18 protein-coding genes are annotated in these 20,511 nt (G+C 70.6%); 8 read left to right on the top strand and 10 right to left on the bottom strand.

Translation table 11 applies throughout. The features are described from left to right. Positions 1-3: 3 nt before the first annotated feature. A complete protein-coding gene (locus tag BBK14_RS22025; protein WP_071065150.1) occupies positions 4-288 on the bottom strand; it encodes a hypothetical protein in 285 nt (94 codons plus the stop codon). A gap of 469 nt (positions 289-757) precedes the next feature. Between BBK14_RS22025 and BBK14_RS22020 the strand changes: the two genes are divergently transcribed. Continuing rightward, positions 758-1,342, top strand: a complete 585-nt coding sequence (locus BBK14_RS22020) for a DinB family protein (RefSeq protein WP_071065149.1) — start codon at positions 758-760, stop codon at positions 1,340-1,342. A gap of 38 nt (positions 1,343-1,380) precedes the next feature. Here BBK14_RS22020 and BBK14_RS22015 read toward each other — a convergent pair whose 3' ends face one another. From BBK14_RS22015 to BBK14_RS22005, 3 genes are all read right to left on the bottom strand, one after another. Further along, on the bottom strand, positions 1,381-2,469 hold the full coding sequence (locus tag BBK14_RS22015; RefSeq protein WP_071065147.1) for a fatty acid desaturase family protein: 1,089 nt from the start codon (positions 2,467-2,469) through the stop codon (positions 1,381-1,383). Positions 2,470-2,480: 11 nt separating this feature from the next. After that, positions 2,481-3,554, bottom strand: a complete 1,074-nt coding sequence (locus tag BBK14_RS22010; protein WP_071065146.1) for a ferredoxin reductase — start codon at positions 3,552-3,554, stop codon at positions 2,481-2,483. Positions 3,555-3,918: 364 nt separating this feature from the next. Then, the gene (locus tag BBK14_RS22005; RefSeq protein WP_071065145.1) at positions 3,919-4,437 is read right to left on the bottom strand and encodes a hypothetical protein; all 519 of its coding nucleotides are present in this window, start codon (positions 4,435-4,437) and stop codon (positions 3,919-3,921) included. A gap of 168 nt (positions 4,438-4,605) precedes the next feature. On the opposite strand from BBK14_RS22005, the gene BBK14_RS22000 reads away from it, so the two are divergent. From BBK14_RS22000 to BBK14_RS21980, 5 genes are all read left to right on the top strand, one after another. Continuing rightward, positions 4,606-5,067, top strand: a complete 462-nt coding sequence (locus BBK14_RS22000; protein ID WP_071065144.1) for a VOC family protein — start codon at positions 4,606-4,608, stop codon at positions 5,065-5,067. Between the two features lie 161 nt (positions 5,068-5,228). After that, positions 5,229-5,447 carry a hypothetical protein gene (locus tag BBK14_RS21995; protein WP_020464378.1) on the top strand — a complete coding sequence of 73 codons (219 nt, stop codon included), beginning with the start codon at positions 5,229-5,231 and terminating at the stop codon, positions 5,445-5,447. Positions 5,448-5,738: 291 nt separating this feature from the next. Continuing rightward, positions 5,739-6,971, top strand: coding sequence for a glycoside hydrolase family 18 protein (locus BBK14_RS21990; protein WP_338045486.1), 1,233 nt, complete (start codon positions 5,739-5,741; stop codon positions 6,969-6,971). A gap of 26 nt (positions 6,972-6,997) precedes the next feature. Beyond that, on the top strand, positions 6,998-8,059 hold the full coding sequence (locus BBK14_RS21985; protein ID WP_071065167.1) for a beta-1,3-glucanase family protein: 1,062 nt from the start codon (positions 6,998-7,000) through the stop codon (positions 8,057-8,059). A gap of 115 nt (positions 8,060-8,174) precedes the next feature. Next, positions 8,175-9,227 (top strand): CobW family GTP-binding protein, encoded by a 1,053-nt coding sequence (locus BBK14_RS21980; protein WP_071065142.1) that lies wholly within the window; start codon positions 8,175-8,177, stop codon positions 9,225-9,227. Positions 9,228-9,267: 40 nt separating this feature from the next. On the opposite strand, the gene BBK14_RS21975 is transcribed toward BBK14_RS21980, so the two are convergent. From BBK14_RS21975 to BBK14_RS21965, 3 genes are read right to left on the bottom strand one after another with little or no spacing between them, the layout of a single operon-like run. After that, on the bottom strand, positions 9,268-10,188 hold the full coding sequence (locus BBK14_RS21975; RefSeq protein WP_071065141.1) for an LLM class flavin-dependent oxidoreductase: 921 nt from the start codon (positions 10,186-10,188) through the stop codon (positions 9,268-9,270). A gap of 54 nt (positions 10,189-10,242) precedes the next feature. Then, a complete protein-coding gene (locus tag BBK14_RS21970; protein ID WP_071065140.1) occupies positions 10,243-10,944 on the bottom strand; it encodes an EthD domain-containing protein in 702 nt (233 codons plus the stop codon). 43 nt (positions 10,945-10,987) lie between these two features. Beyond that, the gene (locus BBK14_RS21965; protein ID WP_476739401.1) at positions 10,988-14,434 is read right to left on the bottom strand and encodes a HAMP domain-containing protein; all 3,447 of its coding nucleotides are present in this window, start codon (positions 14,432-14,434) and stop codon (positions 10,988-10,990) included. Positions 14,435-14,510: 76 nt separating this feature from the next. Here BBK14_RS21965 and BBK14_RS21960 point away from each other — a divergent pair, with 76 nt between their 5' ends. Continuing rightward, positions 14,511-16,904 carry a SpoIIE family protein phosphatase gene (locus BBK14_RS21960; protein WP_071065138.1) on the top strand — a complete coding sequence of 798 codons (2,394 nt, stop codon included), beginning with the start codon at positions 14,511-14,513 and terminating at the stop codon, positions 16,902-16,904. Here BBK14_RS21960 and BBK14_RS42340 read toward each other — a convergent pair. Genes BBK14_RS42340 through BBK14_RS38460 form a run of 3 tightly spaced genes read right to left on the bottom strand, consistent with a single transcriptional unit; the run spans position 16,888 to position 18,880 of the window. Then, positions 16,888-17,001: a TetR family transcriptional regulator gene (locus tag BBK14_RS42340; RefSeq protein WP_420849186.1), complete on the bottom strand. Its 114-nt coding sequence runs from the start codon at positions 16,999-17,001 to the stop codon at positions 16,888-16,890. The genes BBK14_RS21960 and BBK14_RS42340 overlap by 17 nt on opposite strands. 32 nt (positions 17,002-17,033) lie before the next feature. Next, positions 17,034-18,527, bottom strand: coding sequence for a CATRA conflict system CASPASE/TPR repeat-associated protein (locus BBK14_RS40440; RefSeq protein ID WP_071065137.1), 1,494 nt, complete (start codon positions 18,525-18,527; stop codon positions 17,034-17,036). Positions 18,528-18,529: 2 nt separating this feature from the next. Continuing rightward, positions 18,530-18,880 carry a CATRA system-associated protein gene (locus BBK14_RS38460; RefSeq protein WP_157904315.1) on the bottom strand — a complete coding sequence of 117 codons (351 nt, stop codon included), beginning with the start codon at positions 18,878-18,880 and terminating at the stop codon, positions 18,530-18,532. A gap of 165 nt (positions 18,881-19,045) precedes the next feature. Between BBK14_RS38460 and BBK14_RS21945 the strand changes: the two genes are divergently transcribed. Then, on the top strand, positions 19,046-20,254 hold the full coding sequence (locus BBK14_RS21945) for a TerD family protein (protein WP_071065135.1): 1,209 nt from the start codon (positions 19,046-19,048) through the stop codon (positions 20,252-20,254). The last annotated feature ends 257 nt before the right edge of the window (positions 20,255-20,511 follow it).

The following is a 20,511-nucleotide window of genomic DNA, read 5'->3' as shown; positions in this document are numbered from 1 at the left end:
CGGTCAGGACGAGACCCGCACCGCGTAGACCTGCTCGTGGTCCGCGGGCGTCCACATCCAGCCAGCGCCCATCCCCGAGCCCAGCATCTGGGCCGCGTTCACCCGGTACGGCTCCTCGGGGTTGGTCATCCCCCAGCGCTGTGCGATTGTGTGGGCGGCGTCGCGCGCGACGGAAACGGCCTGCTGTTCGTCCGCATAAACTCCGATAATCAGCAGCGCGGGGTCCTCTATCATGCCGCATTCGATGCAGCCCACCTTGCAGACGAGCCAGTCGACCTTCCCGCTCACCGGAACTCCCTTCCGCGACGCCCGCCGGAACTGGTCACGACAAGACTGCCGGAACAGCCCTCAGCGGCCTCGGGAAAGCGCTCAGCCAGCACCATGAGCCGACTCTAGCAAGGAATCCTCCCGCCCCCGGGGCCGACCGCCACCGTTGCCTTCCGGTGGCACCACCTCATGGGCCCACCCGATCGAAGGCCCACGTCGACCAGATATCGATCCTGGAAACTCGTGTCAGCGCATCAAAACAAGAAACATCAATCCGACTCGCAGCTTAATTACCTTCAGAATTTCCCGGCCAGATCACGAAACCGCGTAGAGCGACCACCCCGACACGGAGCCCGCCGGACGTGACACGAGGCGAGGAAAGGAAAGAGATCATGAAGGATGTCGTCATCGGCGAGTACGACGTCGCCATCGAACTCCTCTGACTCTCCCGCCCCCTCGATCTCCCTGTCGGCGCGTCACTCACCCTGACATGGACGCAGACAAACTCGACTGGAACCGGTCGCTGCGCGAGCAGTGGGAGTTCCACTGGAACCATCAGCTCCGGCCCCGACTCAACGGCCTCACCGACGACGAGTACTTCTGGTCGCCGGTACCGGACGCCTGGAGCGTGCGACCGCGCGGCACCTCGACGGCGCCCGTGCAGGGTGGCGCCGGGCGCTTCACGATTGACTTCGCCTGGCCCAACCCGGTCCCCGCGGCCTTCGCCACGATCGCCTGGCGGCTCGGTCACGTCATCGTCGGCGTGCTCGCCGCGCGCAACGCGGCGCACTTCGGCGCGCCGGCGGCGTCGTACGACACCTGGGAGTACGCGGGCAGCGCGGCCACCGCGCTCGACCAGCTCGACGCCCAGCTCGACGTCTGGCTCGCCGGGGTGCGCGGCCTCGGCGAGGCCGGGCTGCGGGTCCCGGTCGGCGCGAAGGAGCCCTTCCCCGAGGCGCCCATGGCCGATCTGGTGTTGCACATCCACCGCGAGCTGATCCACCATCTGGCCGAGGTCTGCCTGCTGCGCGACCTTTATCTGCGCACGGAACCCGCCCGTCCGCCGGCCCYGTAACCGGATCATGGAACGGCCCCGGCGAGCACCGGCGTCGGCTACGACGTGGCGGAGTCGGCCACCGCCGGGGCGGGTCCGGGGAGCGAGAGCCGGATGACGCGCTTCCACACGTTGGCCGTCTGTCGCAGCAGTCCTCCGGTGGTGTACGGGAGGCCGAAGCGTTCGCAGAGGGCGCGTACCTGCGGGGCGAGCTGTGCGTACCGGTTGCTGGGTAGATCGGGGAACAGGTGGTGCTCGATCTGGAAACTCAGGTTCCCACTCATCAGGTGCAGGAGTGCCGGGCCGTCGATGTTGGCTGAGCCCAGCACCTGCCGCGCGTACCACCCGCCGCGGGTCTCCCCCTCGACCTGTTCCTCGGTGAAGGCCTCCGCTCCCTCCGGGAAGTGACCGCAGAAGATGATCGTGTGTGCCCAGACGTTGCGGGTGACGTTCGCGGTGAGGTTGGCGAACAGGACGGGCAGGAACGCCGGGCCGGCCAGCAGCGGGAATGCCACGTAATCCTTGACCGCCTGCCGCCCGGCCTTGCGCAGCGACACCTGGAGCTGCGCCCACGTCTGGCCCCAGCTTTTCTCCCCCCGCCAGGCCCGCTCGATCTCGGTGTCGTACAGGGCGATCCCCCATTCGAAGACCGCCGCGAGCGCGAGATTATAGAGCGGCTGGGCGAGGTACGCGGGGTGCCAGCGCTGCTCCGACTTGACGCGCAGCAGGCTGTATCCGATGTCCCGGTCCTTGCCGAGGATGTTCGTGTAGGTGTGGTGCACGTAGTTGTGCGAGTGTTTCCACTGCGCGGCGGGTGACGCCGAGTCCCATTCCCAGGTGGTCGAGTGGATCTCGGGATCGCACATCCAGTCCCACTGGCCGTGCAGGACGTTGTGCCCGATCTCCATGTTCTCCAGGATCTTGGCGGTCGCGAGCATCGTCGTGCCCGCCAGCCATGCCGGTGGCAGCAGAGACGCGAACAGCACCACCCGCCCACCCATCTCCAGGCCCCGCTGAACGGCGATCACCCTGCGGATGTACCGGGCATCGCCTTCCCCTCGGCCGGCGAGAACCTCCTCCCGGAGCTGGTCGAGCGCCCGGCCGAACTCGTCGGCCTCGGCCGCGGTGAGTGCCGTCCGCCTAGCCATTGCCCACCCCTTCAAAGGTCGATCTCGACGTCGCCGGCCGCGCCCGACACGCAGGTCTGGACGAGTTCGCCCTGCGCACCGTGCTCCCGCCCGGTGCGCAGGTCCCGCACCCGGCCCGAGGTGAGCTGGGCCAGACAGCTGTGGCAGATACCCATGCGACAGCCGCTCGGCATGAGAACGCCGGCGTCCTCACCCACCGCCAGCAGCGATGTGTTGCCGCCAGCCTGAGCCTGCCGGCCACTCCTGGCGAACCGGACCCGCCCTCCGGTCCCGCCACCGGGCGCTTCGGCGGGACGGAACCGCTCCACCCTCAGGTGGTCCGCGACCCCCGCCCGACGCCACCAGGCCTCGGCGTCCGCGAGCATCCCTGGGGGTCCGCAGACCCAGGCCGGCCGTTCCGCCCAGTCCGGGCAGATCGCGGGCAGCGCCGCCATGGTGAGACGCCGGGCGGGCCCGCCGGGCACCCTGGTGTGGTGCTCGTGAAGCCGAAGGGTGGGGAACCGGGCCGCGAGCTCTCGTAGCTCGGTGCCGAAGATGACATCGTCCCGCGTCGGCGCCGAATGCACGACGACCGCGTCCGGCATCTCGCCACCCTGCGCAAGGCCGCGCAGCATCGACATCACCGGCGTGATGCCGCTGCCAGCGGTCACGAACAGCAGCCGCGGCGGAAGCACCTGCGGCAGCACGAAACACCCCCGTGGTTTCTCCAGGCGCACAATCGCGCCGGGCGGGACCCCTTCCACGAGACGACCGGACAGCTTCCCGTCCGGGAGGGCCTTGACCGTGATCGAGATGACACCGCCGGGATCCCTCGGGGCCGAGGACACCGAGTAGGGGCGCCAGTGCCACACGCCGTCGACATTCACGCCGATCCGGACGTACTGACCCGCGCGATGCTCGTTCCAGCCCGCGCCGGGACGGATCACCAGCGTGGCGACGCCGGCGGCCTCCCGCCGGACAGCCTCGACCCGCCCCCGCAACCCGCGCCGCGACCAGAGCGGATCAATCAGTCCGAGGTAATCATCGGGCAGCAGTGGCGTGGTCAACGACGCCGCGGCATCCAACAGGATTCTTCCGACGGTCACACTACTTTCTCCCGATTGCCGATTTTCGGGTGTGACGCTGACCTCGCCGGGAGCACGGAACAAGAAGAGAGCTTGCTCGGTGCGATTTTCAGACCGATGCCTCACGCCGGTGCCGGCGCGCTCGCTCGCTCGAAACGCTACACCCGCGCGTCACCTTCCGCGACCAGGCGGCCCGCGTGCCGAACTCTCGCTCGTCGTCGGTCACGGTGGCGGCGGGATGTTCTCGGCCTTTCGGTGACAGCGTGCCACCCGGCGCAGTTGGACCATGCGACCCACACCGGGGATCGCGACCAACAACGCCCCGCCGGGGAGGCGGGAGACCAGCCGGGGACGAGTGGTGGGACGGCCCTACACGGTAGAACGATCACATGCGGTGGGACAGTGCGCCGAACACCTCTTCGACCGCCTGCATCCGGAGGTCCTCGAGATCGTCAGCCTGCTGCCGGGCCCGGTCGAGCAGGTGATCGAGGAGTTGCGGGCTGAGCCCGTTGTCACCCGCCGCGACAGCCCCCAACGAGCGCCACAGCCGCGACTTGCCGTTCACACCGAGCCACAGCGTCTCCAGCTCGACCACGGAACTCATCGGCGACCGCCGCAGCAGCCGGTTGTTCAGCTTGAGCCGGCCCACCTTCTCCGCGAGCCGCCCGAGCAACGCCTTGGTGCGCCGCCGCGGCACTCCCAGATCCTTCATGATCTGCAGCAGCGCCGTCCGATCCCGCGCTATCTCAGCGGCCACGTGCGCGAGCGCGGGGCCGGCGGGAGTGCCCTGGTGCACCCGCGCGATCCGGGACGCGAGATCGACCCCCGCGCCGGCACCGGCCAAATGGTCGTTCAGGTAGGTACCGAGTAGACGCGGGTCCGGTTCGTTGGTCACGTCTCCCATGCCATCGGGCTTGCCCGCTGGCCAACGACTCAAGCCACCGTGCCGACCGACGGGCCGGGCAGCCCGACGGGCGCCGGGTGTGTGCGGGGGCGATCACAGCCGCGTGCGGGACGATGTCGGCGGCGGAAGGCCGTGTCGTCAACCACCCGCCAGCAGAGGAGCAGCCCGATGAGCCGCCATATCCAGGTCACCTTCGACGCCCACGACCCGCGCGCGCTGTCGTCCTTCTGGCGCGACGCGCTGGGCTACGTCCACCCCGGCCCGCCCGGCGTCGACCTGCCCGAGGGCGCCGACCCGCTGGCCGCCTGGGACGACTTCCTCACGCGGGCCGGCGTCCCGCCGGAGCAGCGCAACACGAGATCGGCCATCGAGGACCCGGACGGGCACGGCCCACGGCTGTTCTTCCAACAGGTGCCGGAGGACAAGACCGCCAAGAACCGCGTCCACCTCGACGTCCGGGCGGCTCCCGGGCTACAGGGCGACGAGCGGATGGCGGCGCTGGAGGCCGAGTGCGACCGGCTCGTCGCGCTCGGCGCCAAGCGGGTAAGCCGCCACGAACCCGTTCCCCCAATGGGCGCCGGCCACATCGTGATGACCGACCCCGAGGGCAACGAGTTCTGCCTGGACTGAAAGCGATCCCGCGCAGCCCCGCGTTCGGGGGGAACCCTACGGGCTAACTAGTCCAGGGGGATCCGACACACCATGACCGTAGAGACGACGAGGGCCAGAAAACGACAACGGGGGCCCGAGCGCGACAACGGGAACGGGGGGCGACGGTGAGCCCGAGTGTGATGACGGCGGCTATCGAGGCCGGGCTGGCACGGCTGGTGAACATCCGGGGTTCGATCATCCCGTCGGAGGTGTGGGCGCTGGTGGTACCCGGCGCGGGGGTGATGGCACCGTTCGTCGACCTCGACGCACTCGAACAGTACGTCCACGACCAGGGAATTCCCGCGGACGGGTATGTCGCGCTGCCGTTCGTCGGCCTGGGCCAGATCGCCACCTTGTAAGCCCCGCTCCTTTCTGGTGTTCCACGGAACACCAGGATCAATCATGGTTCGTGGTGACCGCAGCCCGCGGGGGTCTGGTGTTCCGCGGAACACCACCGTCCGGAACAGTGCGCATCTGGCACGGATTCCGGCCCGGCGAGGCAACAGTAACTCTGGACAAGACCGGAAGCGCCTCAGCCACCATGACGGGCGCGTACCCCATGGGCGACCCGCCGTACATCCCCTACTCGCGTTGCCGGACGCTGACCCGGCGGACGGGTCGGCAGCGGACCAGACCGCCGCCGACGGGGCCTGAGCAGACCGGGATCTGACCGGCCCGGGCCGCGGGCGGACATCCCGTCGTGGTCAGGACGGCGTGAGGCGGACTCGCCGGACGGCTTCACTCTCGAGTTCGACCTGCCGGACGGCGCGACCCTCACCTCGCTGTGGAACGCCGCCTACCAGGTGGACGGCCGGCACGTGACCGTCACCCCGCCGGCCTGGCAGACCACACTCGCGCCACGGGAGTCGGTCGACGTCGGCTTCGTCATCGCCGCTCCGGGCGGCGCCACCGACCCCCTCGGATGTCGGATCAACGGCGAGGACTGCACGCCCGGCTCGGGCGGCTCGGGCGGGTTCGCGCCGTACGTCGACACCTCGCTGTACCCGCCGTTCGACCTGGTCGCGGCGGCGCGGACCGCCGGCCTGCGTGACGTCACGCTGGCCTTCGTCGTGGCCGGTGGAGGCGGCTGTACGCCGAAGTGGGGCGGGGTCAGCGACCTCACCATGGACGGCGTGCCCGGCCAGATCGGCCGGTTCCGTGAGCTGGGCGGCGACGTCCGGGTGTCGTTCGGCGGGGCGTCCGGCACCGAGCTCGCCAGTGCCTGCGGCAGCGCGGGCGACCTCGCGGCCGCGTGCCGCAAGGTGGTCGACGTCTACGGGGTGACCCGCCTCGACTTCGACGTCGAGAGCGGCGCATTGCCGGACGCCGCCGCGAACACCCGGCGCGCCCAGGCGATCGCCCGGCTTCAGCAGGAGGCCGCGGCCGGGGGCCGGCCGCTGGAGGTCTCGTTCACGCTGCCGGTGCTGCCGTCCGGCCTGACCCAGGCCGGCGTGGACCTGCTGGCCAACGCCCGGGAGAACGGCGTGACGGTGAACACCGTCAACATCATGGCGATGGACTACGGCGACGGCGCCGCGCCGAACCCGGCGGGCCGGATGGGCCAGTACGCCATCGACGCCGCCACCGCGACCCAGGCCCAGGTCAAGGGCGTGTTCGAGCTGTCCGACGCGCAGGCGTGGGGGCGGGTGGCCGTCACCCCGATGATCGGTGTGAACGACGTCGCCAGCGAGGTGTTCACCCTGGCCGACGCGCGGCAGCTGGTGCGGTTCGCGTCCCAGGTCGACCTCGCCTGGCTGTCGATGTGGTCGCTGACCCGCGACCAGCCCTGCCCCGGCGGGCCGGTGCCGTACGCGCAGCCGACCTGCGGCGGCATCGAGGCGCAGCCRTTCGATTTCACCCGCGCCTTCAACGCCGCCCAGTGAGAAGCCGCCCAGTGAAGGGGACCGCCATGCCGAACCGCCGCACGTTCCTGTTGACGGCCTCCGCCGCCGTCGCGGGTACCGCCGGAGGCGCCGCGTGGGCCTCCGCCGGCGGCCGGGAGCACGCCGCGCTCGCTGCCGGCGCGGGCCTGCCGCTGACCGTGGTCAACCACACCTACCGGTACGCCAACAACCAGATCTGGCTCTACGTCGTCGGCACCGACCTGATCACCGGCCGCCAGGTGTACGCCCGCCGGGACGGCGGCCTCGCCCAGGTCTCGCTCGCGGACAACGGGCCGGACGGTTTCGCCGACCTCTCCATCCCCCTGGTAGCGGACGGCGACACGCAGTTCGTCGTCCCGAACGGGATGTCCGGACGGATCTACGTGTCGACCGGTTCGAAGCTGCGCTTCAAGGTCGTGGTCGACGGCGCGGGCAACGCGGCGCTCCAGCACCCGGCCGGCTGGGTGCGCGCCGACCCCAGCTTCGGCGTGGTGCACGACTTCGTCGAGTTCACCCACAACGACGCCGGCATGTTCTGCAACACCACGGCGGTCGACATGTTCAGCGTGCCGATGGCCATCGGGCTGCGCGGCAGCGCCGACCAGACGACCGGACGGCTGGCGCCGGGCGGCCGGGCCGCCGTCTTCGACGCGATGCGGGCACACCCGGTGTTCGCCCCGCTGGTCGTCGACGACGCCGGCGGGGAGGGCACCCGGGTCGGCACGGTGAACGGCGGCCTGCTGCGCTTCGACGGCGGGGTCGCGCCGTTCGTCCGGCCGAGCACCCGCGACGTCCTGTTCTGCGACGGCGCGCTCGCAGCGCCGAACGACGGCGTCACCGGGCCGGTGGCCGCCGTACTGGGAGCCGGCTTCAACCGTTCGACGCTGCTCACCCAGCCAGCCCAGCCGGCGACCGAACCCGCGGGCTTCTACCGCGACCCGACGACCAACCACTACGCCCGGGTCCTGCACGAGCACAGCGCGGACGGCCGAGCGTACGGATTCGCCTTCGACGACGTCGCCGGCTTCGCCTCCTACATCCAGGACACCGCGCCGACGTCCGCCACCCTGTGGCTCACGCCCTTCTGACCGCCGACGGCCGTCGCCGGCAGCCCGGGTGGACGGTCCTCGTAGCCTGAGTCCGGAAATCCGTGGGACCAGTCGATACGGATGGCTGGCCGCGGCGCGGGAGGAGGGGGTGGGAATGGTCGTGCGGGTGCCCGTGATCGCGCTGACCGGATACCTGGGTGCCGGCAAGACGACGGTGCTCAACCACCTGCTCCAGGCCCCTGGGGCACGCCTTGGGGTCGTGGTCAACGACTTCGGGGCGATCAACGTGGACGCCGCGCTGGTCTCCGGTCAGGTGGACCAGCCGGCCTCGATCGCGGGCGGCTGCCTGTGCTGCCTGCCGGACACGGACGGCCTGGACCAGGCGCTGGAGAAGCTGAGCCATCCCCGGCTGCGGCTGGACGCGGTGATCGTGGAGGCCAGCGGCGTCGCCGACCCGCCGGCGCTGGCCAGGCTCATCCGGTTCAGCGGTGTGGACCGCGTGCGCCCCGGCGGTCTCGTCGACGTGATCGACGCCCCCGCCTACTTCGACACCGTCGACACGGGCGGGCTGCCGCCGGCCCGGTTCGCGTCCGCCTCGCTCGTCGTCATCAACAAGACCGACCGGATCCCGCCGGCGCGGCGTGCCGAGACGTTGGCKCGGATCACCGGCCGGGTGCGCGAGAGCAACCCGCACGCCCACGTCGTCGACACGACGCACGGCCGCGTCGACCCGGTGCTCGTGTTCGACGCCGCGAACCCGTACGACCCGGTCGACGAGCTCCCGCTCGCGGCCCTGGCCCGGCACGACCACGAGGACGGTCACGACCCGCACCCGCGGGTCGACGCGGTGACCGTTCCCGCCGCCGGTCCGATCGATCCCGGCCCGCTGGTCGACCTGCTCGAGGATCCCCCCGCGAACGTCTACCGGCTCAAGGGCACCGTGACCGTGGAGACGGCGCGGGGACCGCGCGGCTATGTGGTCAACGTCGTCGGACGGGAGATCAATGTCGCGACCAGACCCGGCGCTGTCAGGCCCGGCGCTGTCAGGCCCGCGGCGGACGATGCCAGCGGTCTGGTCGCGATCGGCATGCGTCTCGACCAGGCCGCCGTCCGCGCCCGTCTCGAGGCGGCCCTCCAGCCGTGCCCTGGTCGCCCCGCCGCGGACGGGGTCCGCCGCCTCGCCCGCTACCGGCGCCTGAGCACCTGAGCACCTGGGCGGGCCGCTCCCTGGGATGTCCCAGGGCGTCCTATGAGAAGGCCTTCACCTGTGGAAGTACCTCCCCAGCCAGCATGCTCACCTGCTCGAGGTAGCCCTCGCCCTGATCGGCCGGCGCCAGGACGAGCTCGGTGCAGCCGGCCGCCCAGTAGCGGTGCAGCTGCTCGACAACCTCGCCCGGCCGGCCGGCGGCGAACAGCCGCGCCGGGAACCCGGCCTCGGAGTCGGTGATCTTCGCCCACGCGGCCGCGGCGCTCACGGCGGCACCACCCGACGGATCCACGTGTACCGGGACGAGCATTCCAGTCGTGAAAGGGACCTCGACCCGCCCCAGCTTCTCCCGATACTCGAGCAGAAAGGCCCGGCGCCGCGCGAAGCTGTCGGGGGCGAGGAGATAACCGATCCAGCCGTCTCCGTACGTCGCCGCCCGACGCAGCGACACCTCTTTCCAGCCCGCGAGGAGGAACGGGACGTCCGGCGCGCCCGGCGCGATTGTCACGTCCGGACGCCGCGCGCCCGATCTCAGCAGCGACTGCACCTGGCCGAGAACCGACTCCATGCGACGTCCGCGCTCCGGCAGCGCGACACCCGCCACCTCGAACTCGCCGGGGTATTCGCCCCCTACGCCGACTCCGACGCGCAGGCGGCCCGGAGCGAACGCCGCCAGTGTTCCGAGCTGTTTCGCCAGGGCCACGGGATTCCGCAGGCCCACGAGCATCACGCACGGCCCGAACGAGACCCGCTCGGTCCGCGCCGCCACGACGGAAAGGGTGACGACCGACTCCAGCATCGGATGCGGGTGCAGCAGGTGGTCGCCGATGTAGACGCCGTCGAAACCGGCCGCCTCCGCCCGCCGGGCCGCCTCGACCACTCGCGCGGTGTCGACCGCGCCCGTGCCCGGGTTCGCCACCGTGGGAAGCATCAGCCCCACCGCCGGGCCGGTGGTCGTCACCGGCTCACCGGCCGTTGCCGAGCAGCGGTGGGAGCGGGCGAGCCGAGGGCCGGGCTACGCGGCGGGATCGGGCCACAGGACCTCCTCGCGGACCGCGACGAACCAGGACTCCCGGACCAGGTCGTCCTCGTTCCCGGCAAGGTTCTCCGCGAACCACGCGATCCGCGCGCGCAGGTCGTCGAGATTGTCGAAATAGACCTCGTTCACGGCGTCGTACGGCCAGTCGCCCACGTCCCGCGACAACGGATGGTTCTGCATATATGCCTGCCCGCGGGCCACCGGGGGAATCGGCACCGCCCCGACCAGGCCCGCGCGACTCCGCCAACGGTCGAAGAACTCCGCCTGGGTGAGGCCCGCCGCGCGCGTCGCGAGAGCCATGTGCTTCAGGCTCTCACCACCGTCCCGCCACCGCCGCGAAAGCCATTCCTCACCGCGCATCACGTGCTCGCGGGCCACCACAATGCCGCTGGCATCCCGTTCAACCGCGCGGCCGAGCAGTTCGTCGACCACTGCGCCCTCCGGTGACGCCAGCCATGACTCGAACCGCTTCAGGTGCTCCTCGTCGTCGAACCACTCCTGGCCGACGGCGTCATGACGCGGTTCGGGCGTGACCTCGTCCAGCACGATTCCCGCGGTTACCCGGGAGGGCCGGACGTCCGGCGGCGCGGCCGCGGCGGCACCCATGGCGGCGCGCCAGGCGGGCACGAAATCGTCCGGTGCGCACCCCCGGGTGACCAGTAATATCCGCTTGATCATTACTCTCCTATAGCCAGCCAACCGAGCCGCGGGATCGACCACTTCACCCGGCACCCAGCCCTCCTGCCCGCCGCCCGCCGACGCCCGAACCGGTGACCAGCCTCGTTCGGATGCAGGCGAGGAGCTCGTCGACGTCGACGGGCTTGGTGATGTAGTCGGTCGCGCCGGCGTCGAGGCACTTCTGCCGGTCGTCGGGCATGGCCTTCGCGGTGACGGCGATGATCGGCAGATCCGCGATCCGCGGCATGGTGCGGATCGCGGTCATGGTCGTGTAGCCGTCCATCTCGGGCATCATGATGTCCATCAGGACCAGGTCAATGCTCGGATCGGACTGCAGCATCTCGATGCCCCGGCGACCGTTCTCGGCGTGGATCACGTTCAGCCCGTAGAGCTCGAGGATGCTGGTGATGGCGAAGACGTTGCGCACGTCGTCATCCACCACCAGCACCGTGCGCCCGGTCAGCTGGTCGTTGTTGTAGGCCGCCTGCCGCGGCGGACGCCGGTCGTCCGCGGGCGGCGCAGGGGCGGCGAGGGCGGACGGCGCGCCGACGGGGCGCGGGTCGCCTGACGAAGGCTCGGTGTCACTCAGGGCCTGCGTGCGGCGGGGCCGAGGAACCATCTCGGGCTCAGTCGGCGGCGGGGGAGCCAGCGGCAGCCGCAGGCTGAAGGTGCTGCCCCTGCCGAACTCGCTGCGGGCCTCGATCTCGCCGCCGAGGAGGGCGGCGACCTCACGGCAGATGGACAGGCCGAGGCCGGTGCCGCCGTAGCGGCGGCTGGTGGTGCCGTCGCCCTGCTGGAACGCCCCGAAGATGCGTTCGAGGTTCTCCTCGGCGATACCGACGCCGGTATCGGTGACCTTGAAGGTGACGCTGGGGGTGGCCGGTGACAGGTCCCCGCCCGGGGTGGTGACGATGGCGAGTTCGACGCTGCCGCGCTCGGTGAACTTCACCGCGTTGGAGAGCAGGTTGCGCAGCACCTGCGCGAGGCGGTGCTGATCGGTGAGGAGATCGGCCGGTATGCCGGGGGCGAGATCCACGGTGAACCGCAGGCCCTTCTCCGCGGTGATCGGCGAGAAGGTGCTCTTCATGTCTTCGGCGAGATCACGCAGAACGACCCGTTCCAGGTGGATGTCCATCTTCCCGGCCTCGACCTTGGAGAGGTCGAGAATATCGTTGATCAGCTGAAGGAGATCCGAGCCGGCGGTGTGGATGACGTGGGCGTACTCCACCTGCTTGGCGGTGAGGTTGCGGCTCGGGTTCTGCGCCAGCAGGCGGGCGAGAATCAGCAGGCTGTTCAGTGGTGTGCGCAGCTCGTGCGACATGTTCGCCAGGAACTCGGACTTGTACTTGGAGGCGAGCGCCAGCTGCCGGGCGCGTTCCTCCAGCTCCTGGCGGGCCCGTTCGATCTCGGCGTTCTTGACCTCGATGTCGTGGTTCTGTCTGGCCAGCAGGGTGGCCTTCTCCTCCAGCTCCGCGTTGGAGAGCTGGAGGTCTTCCTGGCGGGACTGCAGCTCCTCGGACCGGGCCTGCAGCTCGCCCGCGAGCCGCTGGGACTCCTCGAGCAGCGCGTCCGTCCGCGAGTTCGCGATGATCGTGTTGACGTTGACGCCGATCGTCTCCGTCAGCTGGTTCAGCAGGTCGAGGTGGACCTGGGTGAACGGGGTGAAGGAGGCGAGCTCGACGACGCCGAGCACCTGGTCCTCGAACAGGATCGGCAGCACGATCAGCGTCACCGGGGTCGCCTCGCCGAGGCTGGAGGCGATCTTCAGGTAGTCGGCGGGGGTGCGGGCAACGATGGACCGTTTCGTCCGCGCCGCCTGCCCGACGAGCGACTGGCCGAACTCGAACCTGCGCGGCATGTCGGGGGTGGGCCGGTACCCGTAGCTCGCGATGAGGGTGAGCGCCGGGGCGTCCACGCCCGCGTCGGCGAGGAAGAAGGTGCCGTGCTGCGCGTCGAGCATCGGGGTCAGCTCGTCGATGACCAGCTGCGCGACGGTCTCCAGCTCGCGGTGGCCCTGCATGAGTCCGGCGATGTGGGCGAGGCTGGTCTTCAGCCAGTCCTGTTCGTGGTTGGCGCGGGTGGTCTCGCGCAGGGAGCGGACCATCGCGTTGATGTTGGCCTTGAGCTCGGCGACCGCGCCCTGTGCGTCGACCGTGATCGACCTGGTCAGGTCGCCGGTGGCGACCGCGCTGGTGACGGCGGCGATGGCCCGGACCTGGCGGGTGAGGTTCCCGGCGAGCTCGTTGACGTTCTCGGTCAGGCGCTTCCAGGTGCCGGAGAGTCCCTCGACCTCCGCCTGGCCGCCGAGGATGCCGTCCGTGCCGACCTCGCGGGCGACCCGGGTGACCTCGGCCGCGAACGAGGAGAGCTGGTCCACCATCGTATTGATGGTCGTTTTCAGTTCGAGGATCTCACCGCGGGCGTCGACGTCGATCTTCCTGGTCAGGTCACCGCGGGCGACGGCCGTGGTGACCTGGGCGATGTTGCGCACCTGGCTGGTGAGGTTGTTCGCCATGAAGTTGACGTTGTCGGTCAGGTCCTTCCAGGTGCCGGAGACGCCCTTGACGCTCGCCTGGCCGCCGAGGCGGCCGTCGGTGCCGACCTCGCGGGCGACCCGGGTGACCTCGTCCGCGAAGGCGCCGAGGGTGTCGACCATGGTGTTGATGGTGGAGGCGAGCGCCGCGACCTCACCCTTCGCCTCCACCGTGATCTTCTGCGAGAGATCACCCCGGGCGACGCCGGTGGCCACCTGGGCGATGGAGCGCACCTGGCTGGTGAGGTTCCCCGCCATGACGTTGACGGATTCGGTGAGGTCGCGCCAGGTCCCCGACACACCTTTGACGTCCGCCTGACCACCGAGACGACCGTCGGTGCCGACCTCCCGGGCCACCCGCGTCACCTCGTCCGCGAAACCCGAAAGCTGATCGACCATCGTGTTGATGGTGTTCTTGAGCTCCAGGATCTCGCCCCGCGCCTGCACGGTGATCTTCTGGGAGAGGTCGCCCTCCGCGACCGCCGTCGCGACCTGCGCGATGTCACGGACCTGGCCGGTCAGGTTTCCGGCCATCGCGTTGACGTTGTCGGTGAGGTCCTTCCAGGAGCCGGAGACGCCCGGCACCTCGGCCTGCCCGCCGAGCTTTCCCTCGGTGCCGACCTCCCGGGCCACCCGCGTCACCTCGGAGGTGAACAGCGCGAGCTGGTCGATCATCCCGTTGAAGACGGTGGCGATCTCGTCCATCAGCTCGTCGCCGACGCGCGGCAGCCGGGTTCCGAAATCCCCACCCCGCACGGCGGTGAGACCGGCGAGCAACTGACGCAGCGCCGGGTCGTCCAGCTGGGCCGGGGTCTGGTTACGCGCCGTTACCTCAGTCACCGTGTCGTCCTCCAGCCCGGTCGTGCGGCCGCTGTGCCAAGCGGCGCGAGAAGCGGCATGAGAGATGTCCCGATCCTCGCGGATGTCCCGCAGTAGAGTAGACGGATTAAGTCTCACTTCTTGGTCACATACCGCTGCCTGGTCAGACCGCCACTCCCCGAAACCCCACTACCCGGAGCGGACGAGGAGAGGTGTGTCCCGGGCGTCGCAGAGTAGCGCCGACCCCCGCGACCACACCGCGACGGGGCTACTCCATGTGATCGCCCGTCAGCAGCGGGAGCTGGCGGAGCTCCGGGCGCGGTCCGCCGCCGACGCTCTGATCGACATGGCCGTCGGGGTCCTGGCCGAACGGCTGCGCTGCTCGGTCACCGAGGCCGGTGACCAGCTGCGCCGTCTCGCATCCGCCTCCGGGGTCACCCCGGACGAGTTCGCCGCCGAGGTGCTCGGCGGGACCACCAGAACACTCCATCGACCCCCGCTCGACGACGGCGCCCGGCGCCGCCTGTGGCTGGCCGAGGCCGCGGTCAGCCACGCCACCGATGGCTGCCCGGTCGCCGAGGCCGTGTTCACCGAGGTCCTGGCCCATCAGGGTGCCGTCGCCGTGGCCTTCTGGATGCTGGAATCCGATGGCGCGCTCACCCTGGTGGGCGAGACCGGCCTGGGGCCGCTCGAGGCGAGCCGGTGGCAACGCATCCCGCCGCAGCTGGACTGCGTGGCGATGCGCGCGGCCCGCGGCGCCACGCCGCAGTGGTGGCCCGAGGGCTCACCGCCCGAGGCGAACGATCCGACCGACGTCCCGACGGATGTCCCGTCCGACGTCCCGGCGGGCGGCCGGGCGGGCGTCGGCTCGGTGCCGCGGGTGGGTCCCTGGCTCGGGGCGCGGGCGGCGCTGCCGTTCCTGCAGGCAGGCGCCGTCGTGGGCGCCATGGAGATCTGCTGGCCCGCCCCGCTCGCGGAGTTCACCGCCGGGCTCCGACGCGAGCTCGTCGCGCTCGCGGACCTGTGCCTGCGCGGCCTGCACCCGGGCGGATTCTCCGCCGACACCCGCTCGGCGCAGCCACAGACCCTCGGCGGGCGAACGGCCTGGCTACCCGCTCTCCTCGACGCCGTCGCCGGGTCGGTGCTGCTGGCCCACGCGGTGCGCGCCGAGGACGGCGAGATCCTCGACTTCCACGTCGACCACGTGAACGAGGGCTTCGTCGACCCGGCCGGCAGGCACCCGGCCCAGCTGCGTGGCCGGCGCCTGCTCGACCTCTACCCGCTCATGGCCGCCGACGCCGGCCTGCTCGAGCGGGCCGTGGCGGTCGTGCGTACCGGCGAGCAGTACCAGGCCGACGGCATCGCCCTGCTCGTCCTGGTCGACGACGTGCTCGTCGCCGAGGAGCTCGACGTCCGCATCGCCCCCTTCCTCGACGGAGTCGTGATCAGTTGGCGGCCGGTCGGCGGCGGTGGCGCGGGCGGTTCCCTGGCCGGCCACCTGCAACGCCTCGGCCGGTTCGGCGGCTGGCAGGAGGACGTCCGCACCGGGGCCGTGCGCTGGACCGACCACGTCTACGAGCTCTTCCAGCGTKACCGCACGATGTCACCCGTCCCGCTCGACGACCTCGATCCGCACATCCACCCGGACGACCGGGCGGCCGTGGACCACCTGCGTGACGCGCTGTTACGGCTCGGCCGGGCCGCCTCGGGATCGTTCCGGGTCATCGGCAGCGACGGGACGCTGCGCCAGCTCCGCGCCTTCGCCGAGCCGGTGACCGACGCCGCCGGCGTGACGGTCGCCGTCCGTGGCATCTACCAGGACCTGACCAGCCACTACCGCACGCAGGTCGTCCTTGACGCCACCCGGGACCAGCTCGCCGATTCGGAGGCGCGGGCCGACGGCCAGCATCAGCTCGCGCTCGCCCTGCAGCGGGCGATCCTGCCCAGCTCCGAGGAGCCCGTCGACCTCGGCGGCCTCGCGGTCGCCGTCCGCTACCGCCCCGCCGAGCAGGAGCACCTTGTCGGTGGCGACTGGTATGACGCGGTCACCCTGCCGACCGGCGAGGTCCTGCTCGTCGTCGGTGACGTCGCCGGGCACAGCATCAGGACCGTGGCCGGCATGGTGACCCTGCGCAACAGCCTGCGCGGCCTCGCGGTCACCGGCGCCGGCCCCGGGCAGCTGCTGCGCTGGCTCAACAACGTCACCTACCACCTCGCCGACAACATCACCGCCACCGTCATCTGTGGCCTTTATCGTCCCGCCGAGCGTGCGCTGCGCTGGGCCCGCGCCGGGCATCTGCCGCCCGTGCTCGTCCGGGACGGCTCCGCCCACGCCCTTCCGATGCCCGACGGGCTCCTGCTCGGCGTCGAACCCGATGTCGACTACCAGGAAACCGTCCACGTTCTTGAGCCGGACGACGTCCTGCTTCTCTTCACCGACGGCCTCATCGAACGCCGCGGAACCGGGCTGGACGAATCCCTCCACGCGCTGCTGCGGATCGCGGCCGCACCGGGCTTCGACGTCTCGCACCGGGCCGATCACCTGCTCGCGCACACCACCCCGGACACCGACGACGACACCTGCCTCATCGTCATCCGACAGACCTGAACAGGCGCGATACGCTGTCACCCACCTCAACCAGGCCGTTTTTGCTGCCGAAGTAGTGGTAGATCTGCGCCTTGTCGCTGCCGGCCTCGGCCGCGATCCGGGAGACGCCTTCCGGGACAGGCGCCGAGGTCAGCGCAGCCCGTGCCGACGGGCCAGCCGGACGAAGACGTCGTTGTACCCGTACTCCCGCAGCGCGGCCTCCAGCGTGCTGCGGTACGGCCGGTCGACCGCGCCGTTGCCGAGCTCCCGGAGCATCTCGGTCCACCATTCCAGCGGAGTCGCACCGCCCTGGACGAACTGGCGCGCGCGGGGCAGACCGATCTCCTCGAGCAGCTGAGACGCCCGTACCCCGGCGCCGAAGGCCGCCGCGAGCTCCGCGCGCAGTTGGGTCATCTCCTCCGGATCGAGTTGGATGTCCGGTGCCGACCGGACGTGCTCGGCAGACCGGACGTGCTGGGTCGACCGGGCCGCGAGGGCCAGGACCGCCTCGACGCGCGTGCCCGCCGCGCCGAGGAAGACCAAGTCGTCGTCGAGCTGGTCGACCACGTGCTCCACCAGCCGCCGGTCAGTGGCGAACGGGTCGCCGTCGCGAGGCACGGTCCCATCGGCCGCCAGGATCGCCGCCATGTTGGCCCCGGAGATCTTCACGCTGTGCCGCATCTCCGTCATCCTCGTGGTGACGGTCGTCAGGTCCACCTGGTCGACGTGAAGCTGTTGCACACAGGCGGCGACGCGGTCCGGGAACGGGACCGGGTCGCGCAGGAACTCCCGCAGCCGTGCTCCCCGTTCGTCGAGCCGGTCGCGCAGGCCGTGGACCGCCTCCCCGCCGTCCCGAACACGCCACTGGTAGCGGACCTTCGCCGCCCCGGCCAGATAACGTTGGAAAGCGGGCGCGGCGGCGTCCCGGCGGTTCCACGTCCAGGCGACCAGTTCTCCGTCCCGTGAGCCCGGAACCAGGACAAGCAGCCTCCGCTCGATCTGGTCGTCCGCCGGAGCGGCCGGTTCCCACACTGCGAACCCCAGGCCGGTGGTGGCACCGCGTTCCTCCCATCCGGGCGTCTGGTGCCACCCGGACCAGGCGCTGGCGCAGGTGCGGGCGAGCTCGGGGGCCGCGGTCACCACCGCCCGCGGACCCGCCTCCGAGCGGCCGAGATGCCCCTGGTAGAGACGCACGGCGCCGACCAGCGAGGCGGGCGGCTCATCCGCCACGCCGCTCCACTGGTCCTCCGGCGCGGACCAGTCGAGGGCACCGTCGTCCACCGCCGGGGCGAGCATCACGGACAGACAGAGCAGGTCATGGTCCCGCCGGAACAGCGCCTGGTGCGTCCCGTCGCCCAGGTTGAGCTGGGCGGCGAGCAGACCTCGGGAAGGCAGGTCGCCAACCGAACCCGGCAGGTCGGCGGGCACTCCCAACCGGTCGAGAGCCGATCCCATCTTCAGAGTGCGGCGGCACGCCGACCAGACGTCCCGGAGAAACCCGTACGCGTCCGCCGCTTCGGGCCCATCCACCGGAGCAAACAGGTGGACAACGAGTTCGGCCCCCCAGAGCTCGTGCGCCGCTGGTTCAGGCCCGGCACCCGCGGTCCGGCCGGCCGGTGGAACCGACCCCGAGCGTCCGGCCACCCTCAGTGGCCGGTGTCGGCCGGGGCCGGGATCTCCGACGACCCGGGGCGCCGACGGTTCCCGGGGCCGACGGCGTCGCGGCCCGACACCTCGGTGAGAACATGAATCATTCTGTTCACCCGTTCCCGGACCGGTGGCGTCATGGGAACAAGCGGCTCCTCGCCGAGCCGGCTGGCGCGCTTGCGCACCGCGAGATCCAGCCGCAGCACGGCATTGTCGAATTCGCCACTGTCCGCCGCGGACCATGCGGTTTCCAGATTATCGACGAGAACACCGAACCGTTCCCAGGCTCGCGGCGCGAGTCGGGCCGCGAGAGCCCTGCGCAGCGGCACCAACCCCGCGTCAGCGTTCACCGTCGGCATCTCAGCACCGCCTTCCACACGGCAAGCCTACCCAGATACTCGTCCCGGCCCGGCCGGCTGTCACCATGGCGGTACCCGCGTAACCAGTTCGGCGGACCGGGCACACCCCGGACCGGTCCGGGGTTACCATCACAGCGACTCAGGAGAGTACTGCTCGTGTCGCTGACGATRCTCCCCCAGATCGCGCTCCGCCCGCGGCGGATCCACGTGGTTCTGAACTGGGTGAAAACCCCTACCACACCCCAGCTCGACCTCATCCTCGTGCTCCCCGCGAACAATGCCGGGGTGGCGGGGTCCGCGCGCGCGATTCAGTTCGCCGATCCTACGGATCCCACTGATTCCAGCGCGGCGGTACGGCATCTGGGCAGGACGGACGCGGCGGTGTCCACCGACCGGGCCCAGGTCGACCTGAACGACGTCCCCCCGCGGTACGACCAGATCCTGATGGCCCTGTCGGCCACGGGCGGCCGCGTGGTCGACGCGCCCGAAACACGGCTGCGCCTGATCGACGCGGAAGACAACACGGAGATACTCCGGATCGATCTCGCCCCGGGCCCGGCGGACCTCGTCCACATACCCGGCGAGCTGTACCGGCGTGCGGACGGCTGGTACTACCGGGCGGTCGGATTCGGATTCACGGACGGGCTGACCGGTCTGAGCTTCCGCTTCGCGGTCCCGATCAACGACATACTGCGGCGTCAGCAGGTTCCTGCCACCGATGTGGCACCGGACGCGGCCGAGGGCAAGGAAGAGAGCAGGCCGGAGAAGGCCGAACGACGCGCCTCCTCCGCTCGTGCGGTAACTCCACTCGGGGACGTGAAGCTGCTGCCCGGCGCGTCCGCGACCATCAAAAGGCCCCAGCACGAGATCACAGCGGAGCTGACCTGGCGACGCAAGGACAAGGACCTCGACCTCTACGCGCTCTACATCGACAGCGACGGTCGCGAGGGTGTCTGTTACTACCGTGACCAGGGCTCCCTCAAGCGGCCGCCGCACATCTGCCTGACGACCGGAGACCGCCATCGGGGCCGGGAGGCGATCGTGATCGCCCGGCCGAGCGCCTTCCGGCACATCCTCATCTGCGCGTACTCGGCGGTCGAGAACGGCATCGGGTCGTTCCGTGGATTCCGGGCGGTCGTGGAGGTCGACGACCATGCCGGTTCGGTGATACAAACACCTCTGTACCACCGGAACAGCTTCTCCTACTGGGTTGCGATAGCGCGCATCGACCTCACCGCCGAGGAGGAGGCCGTCATCGAACACGTGGAGACATACTCGCGTCCCCGCAGCGAGCGACGACCGGTCCTCCGTGGTGACGGAACCTTCGTCATGGACGCAGGGCGAGTGGAGTTCAAGACACGTTGAGAGACGGCTGGCAGGTTTCCCCCCGGCACCGGTCAGCCCTGCGCCACAGGCTCGGCACCAGCTGTGCTTATATTTGCTAGGACATCGGGGGACGTCATGATCTTTTTTGTCACGCCCAGCGCCGGTTTCACGTGTCGCTGCCGCTGGTCCGGCGGCGCACCCGGATTCCCCGAGGTGGCCACCGGCCCGGATCCGGGTAGTAGCCCGTAGATCTGTTTGCGCGGCGTCAGACAAGTACGTACTTCGCGACAGCGTTT

The sequence above is a fragment of the Parafrankia soli genome, assembly GCF_001854695.1.
In the GTDB taxonomy this organism is placed as follows: domain Bacteria; phylum Actinomycetota; class Actinomycetes; order Frankiales; family Frankiaceae; genus Parafrankia; species Parafrankia soli.
The sequence above is the reverse complement of the archived record's forward strand: the minus strand, read 5'-3'. Positions and strand labels throughout refer to the sequence as shown.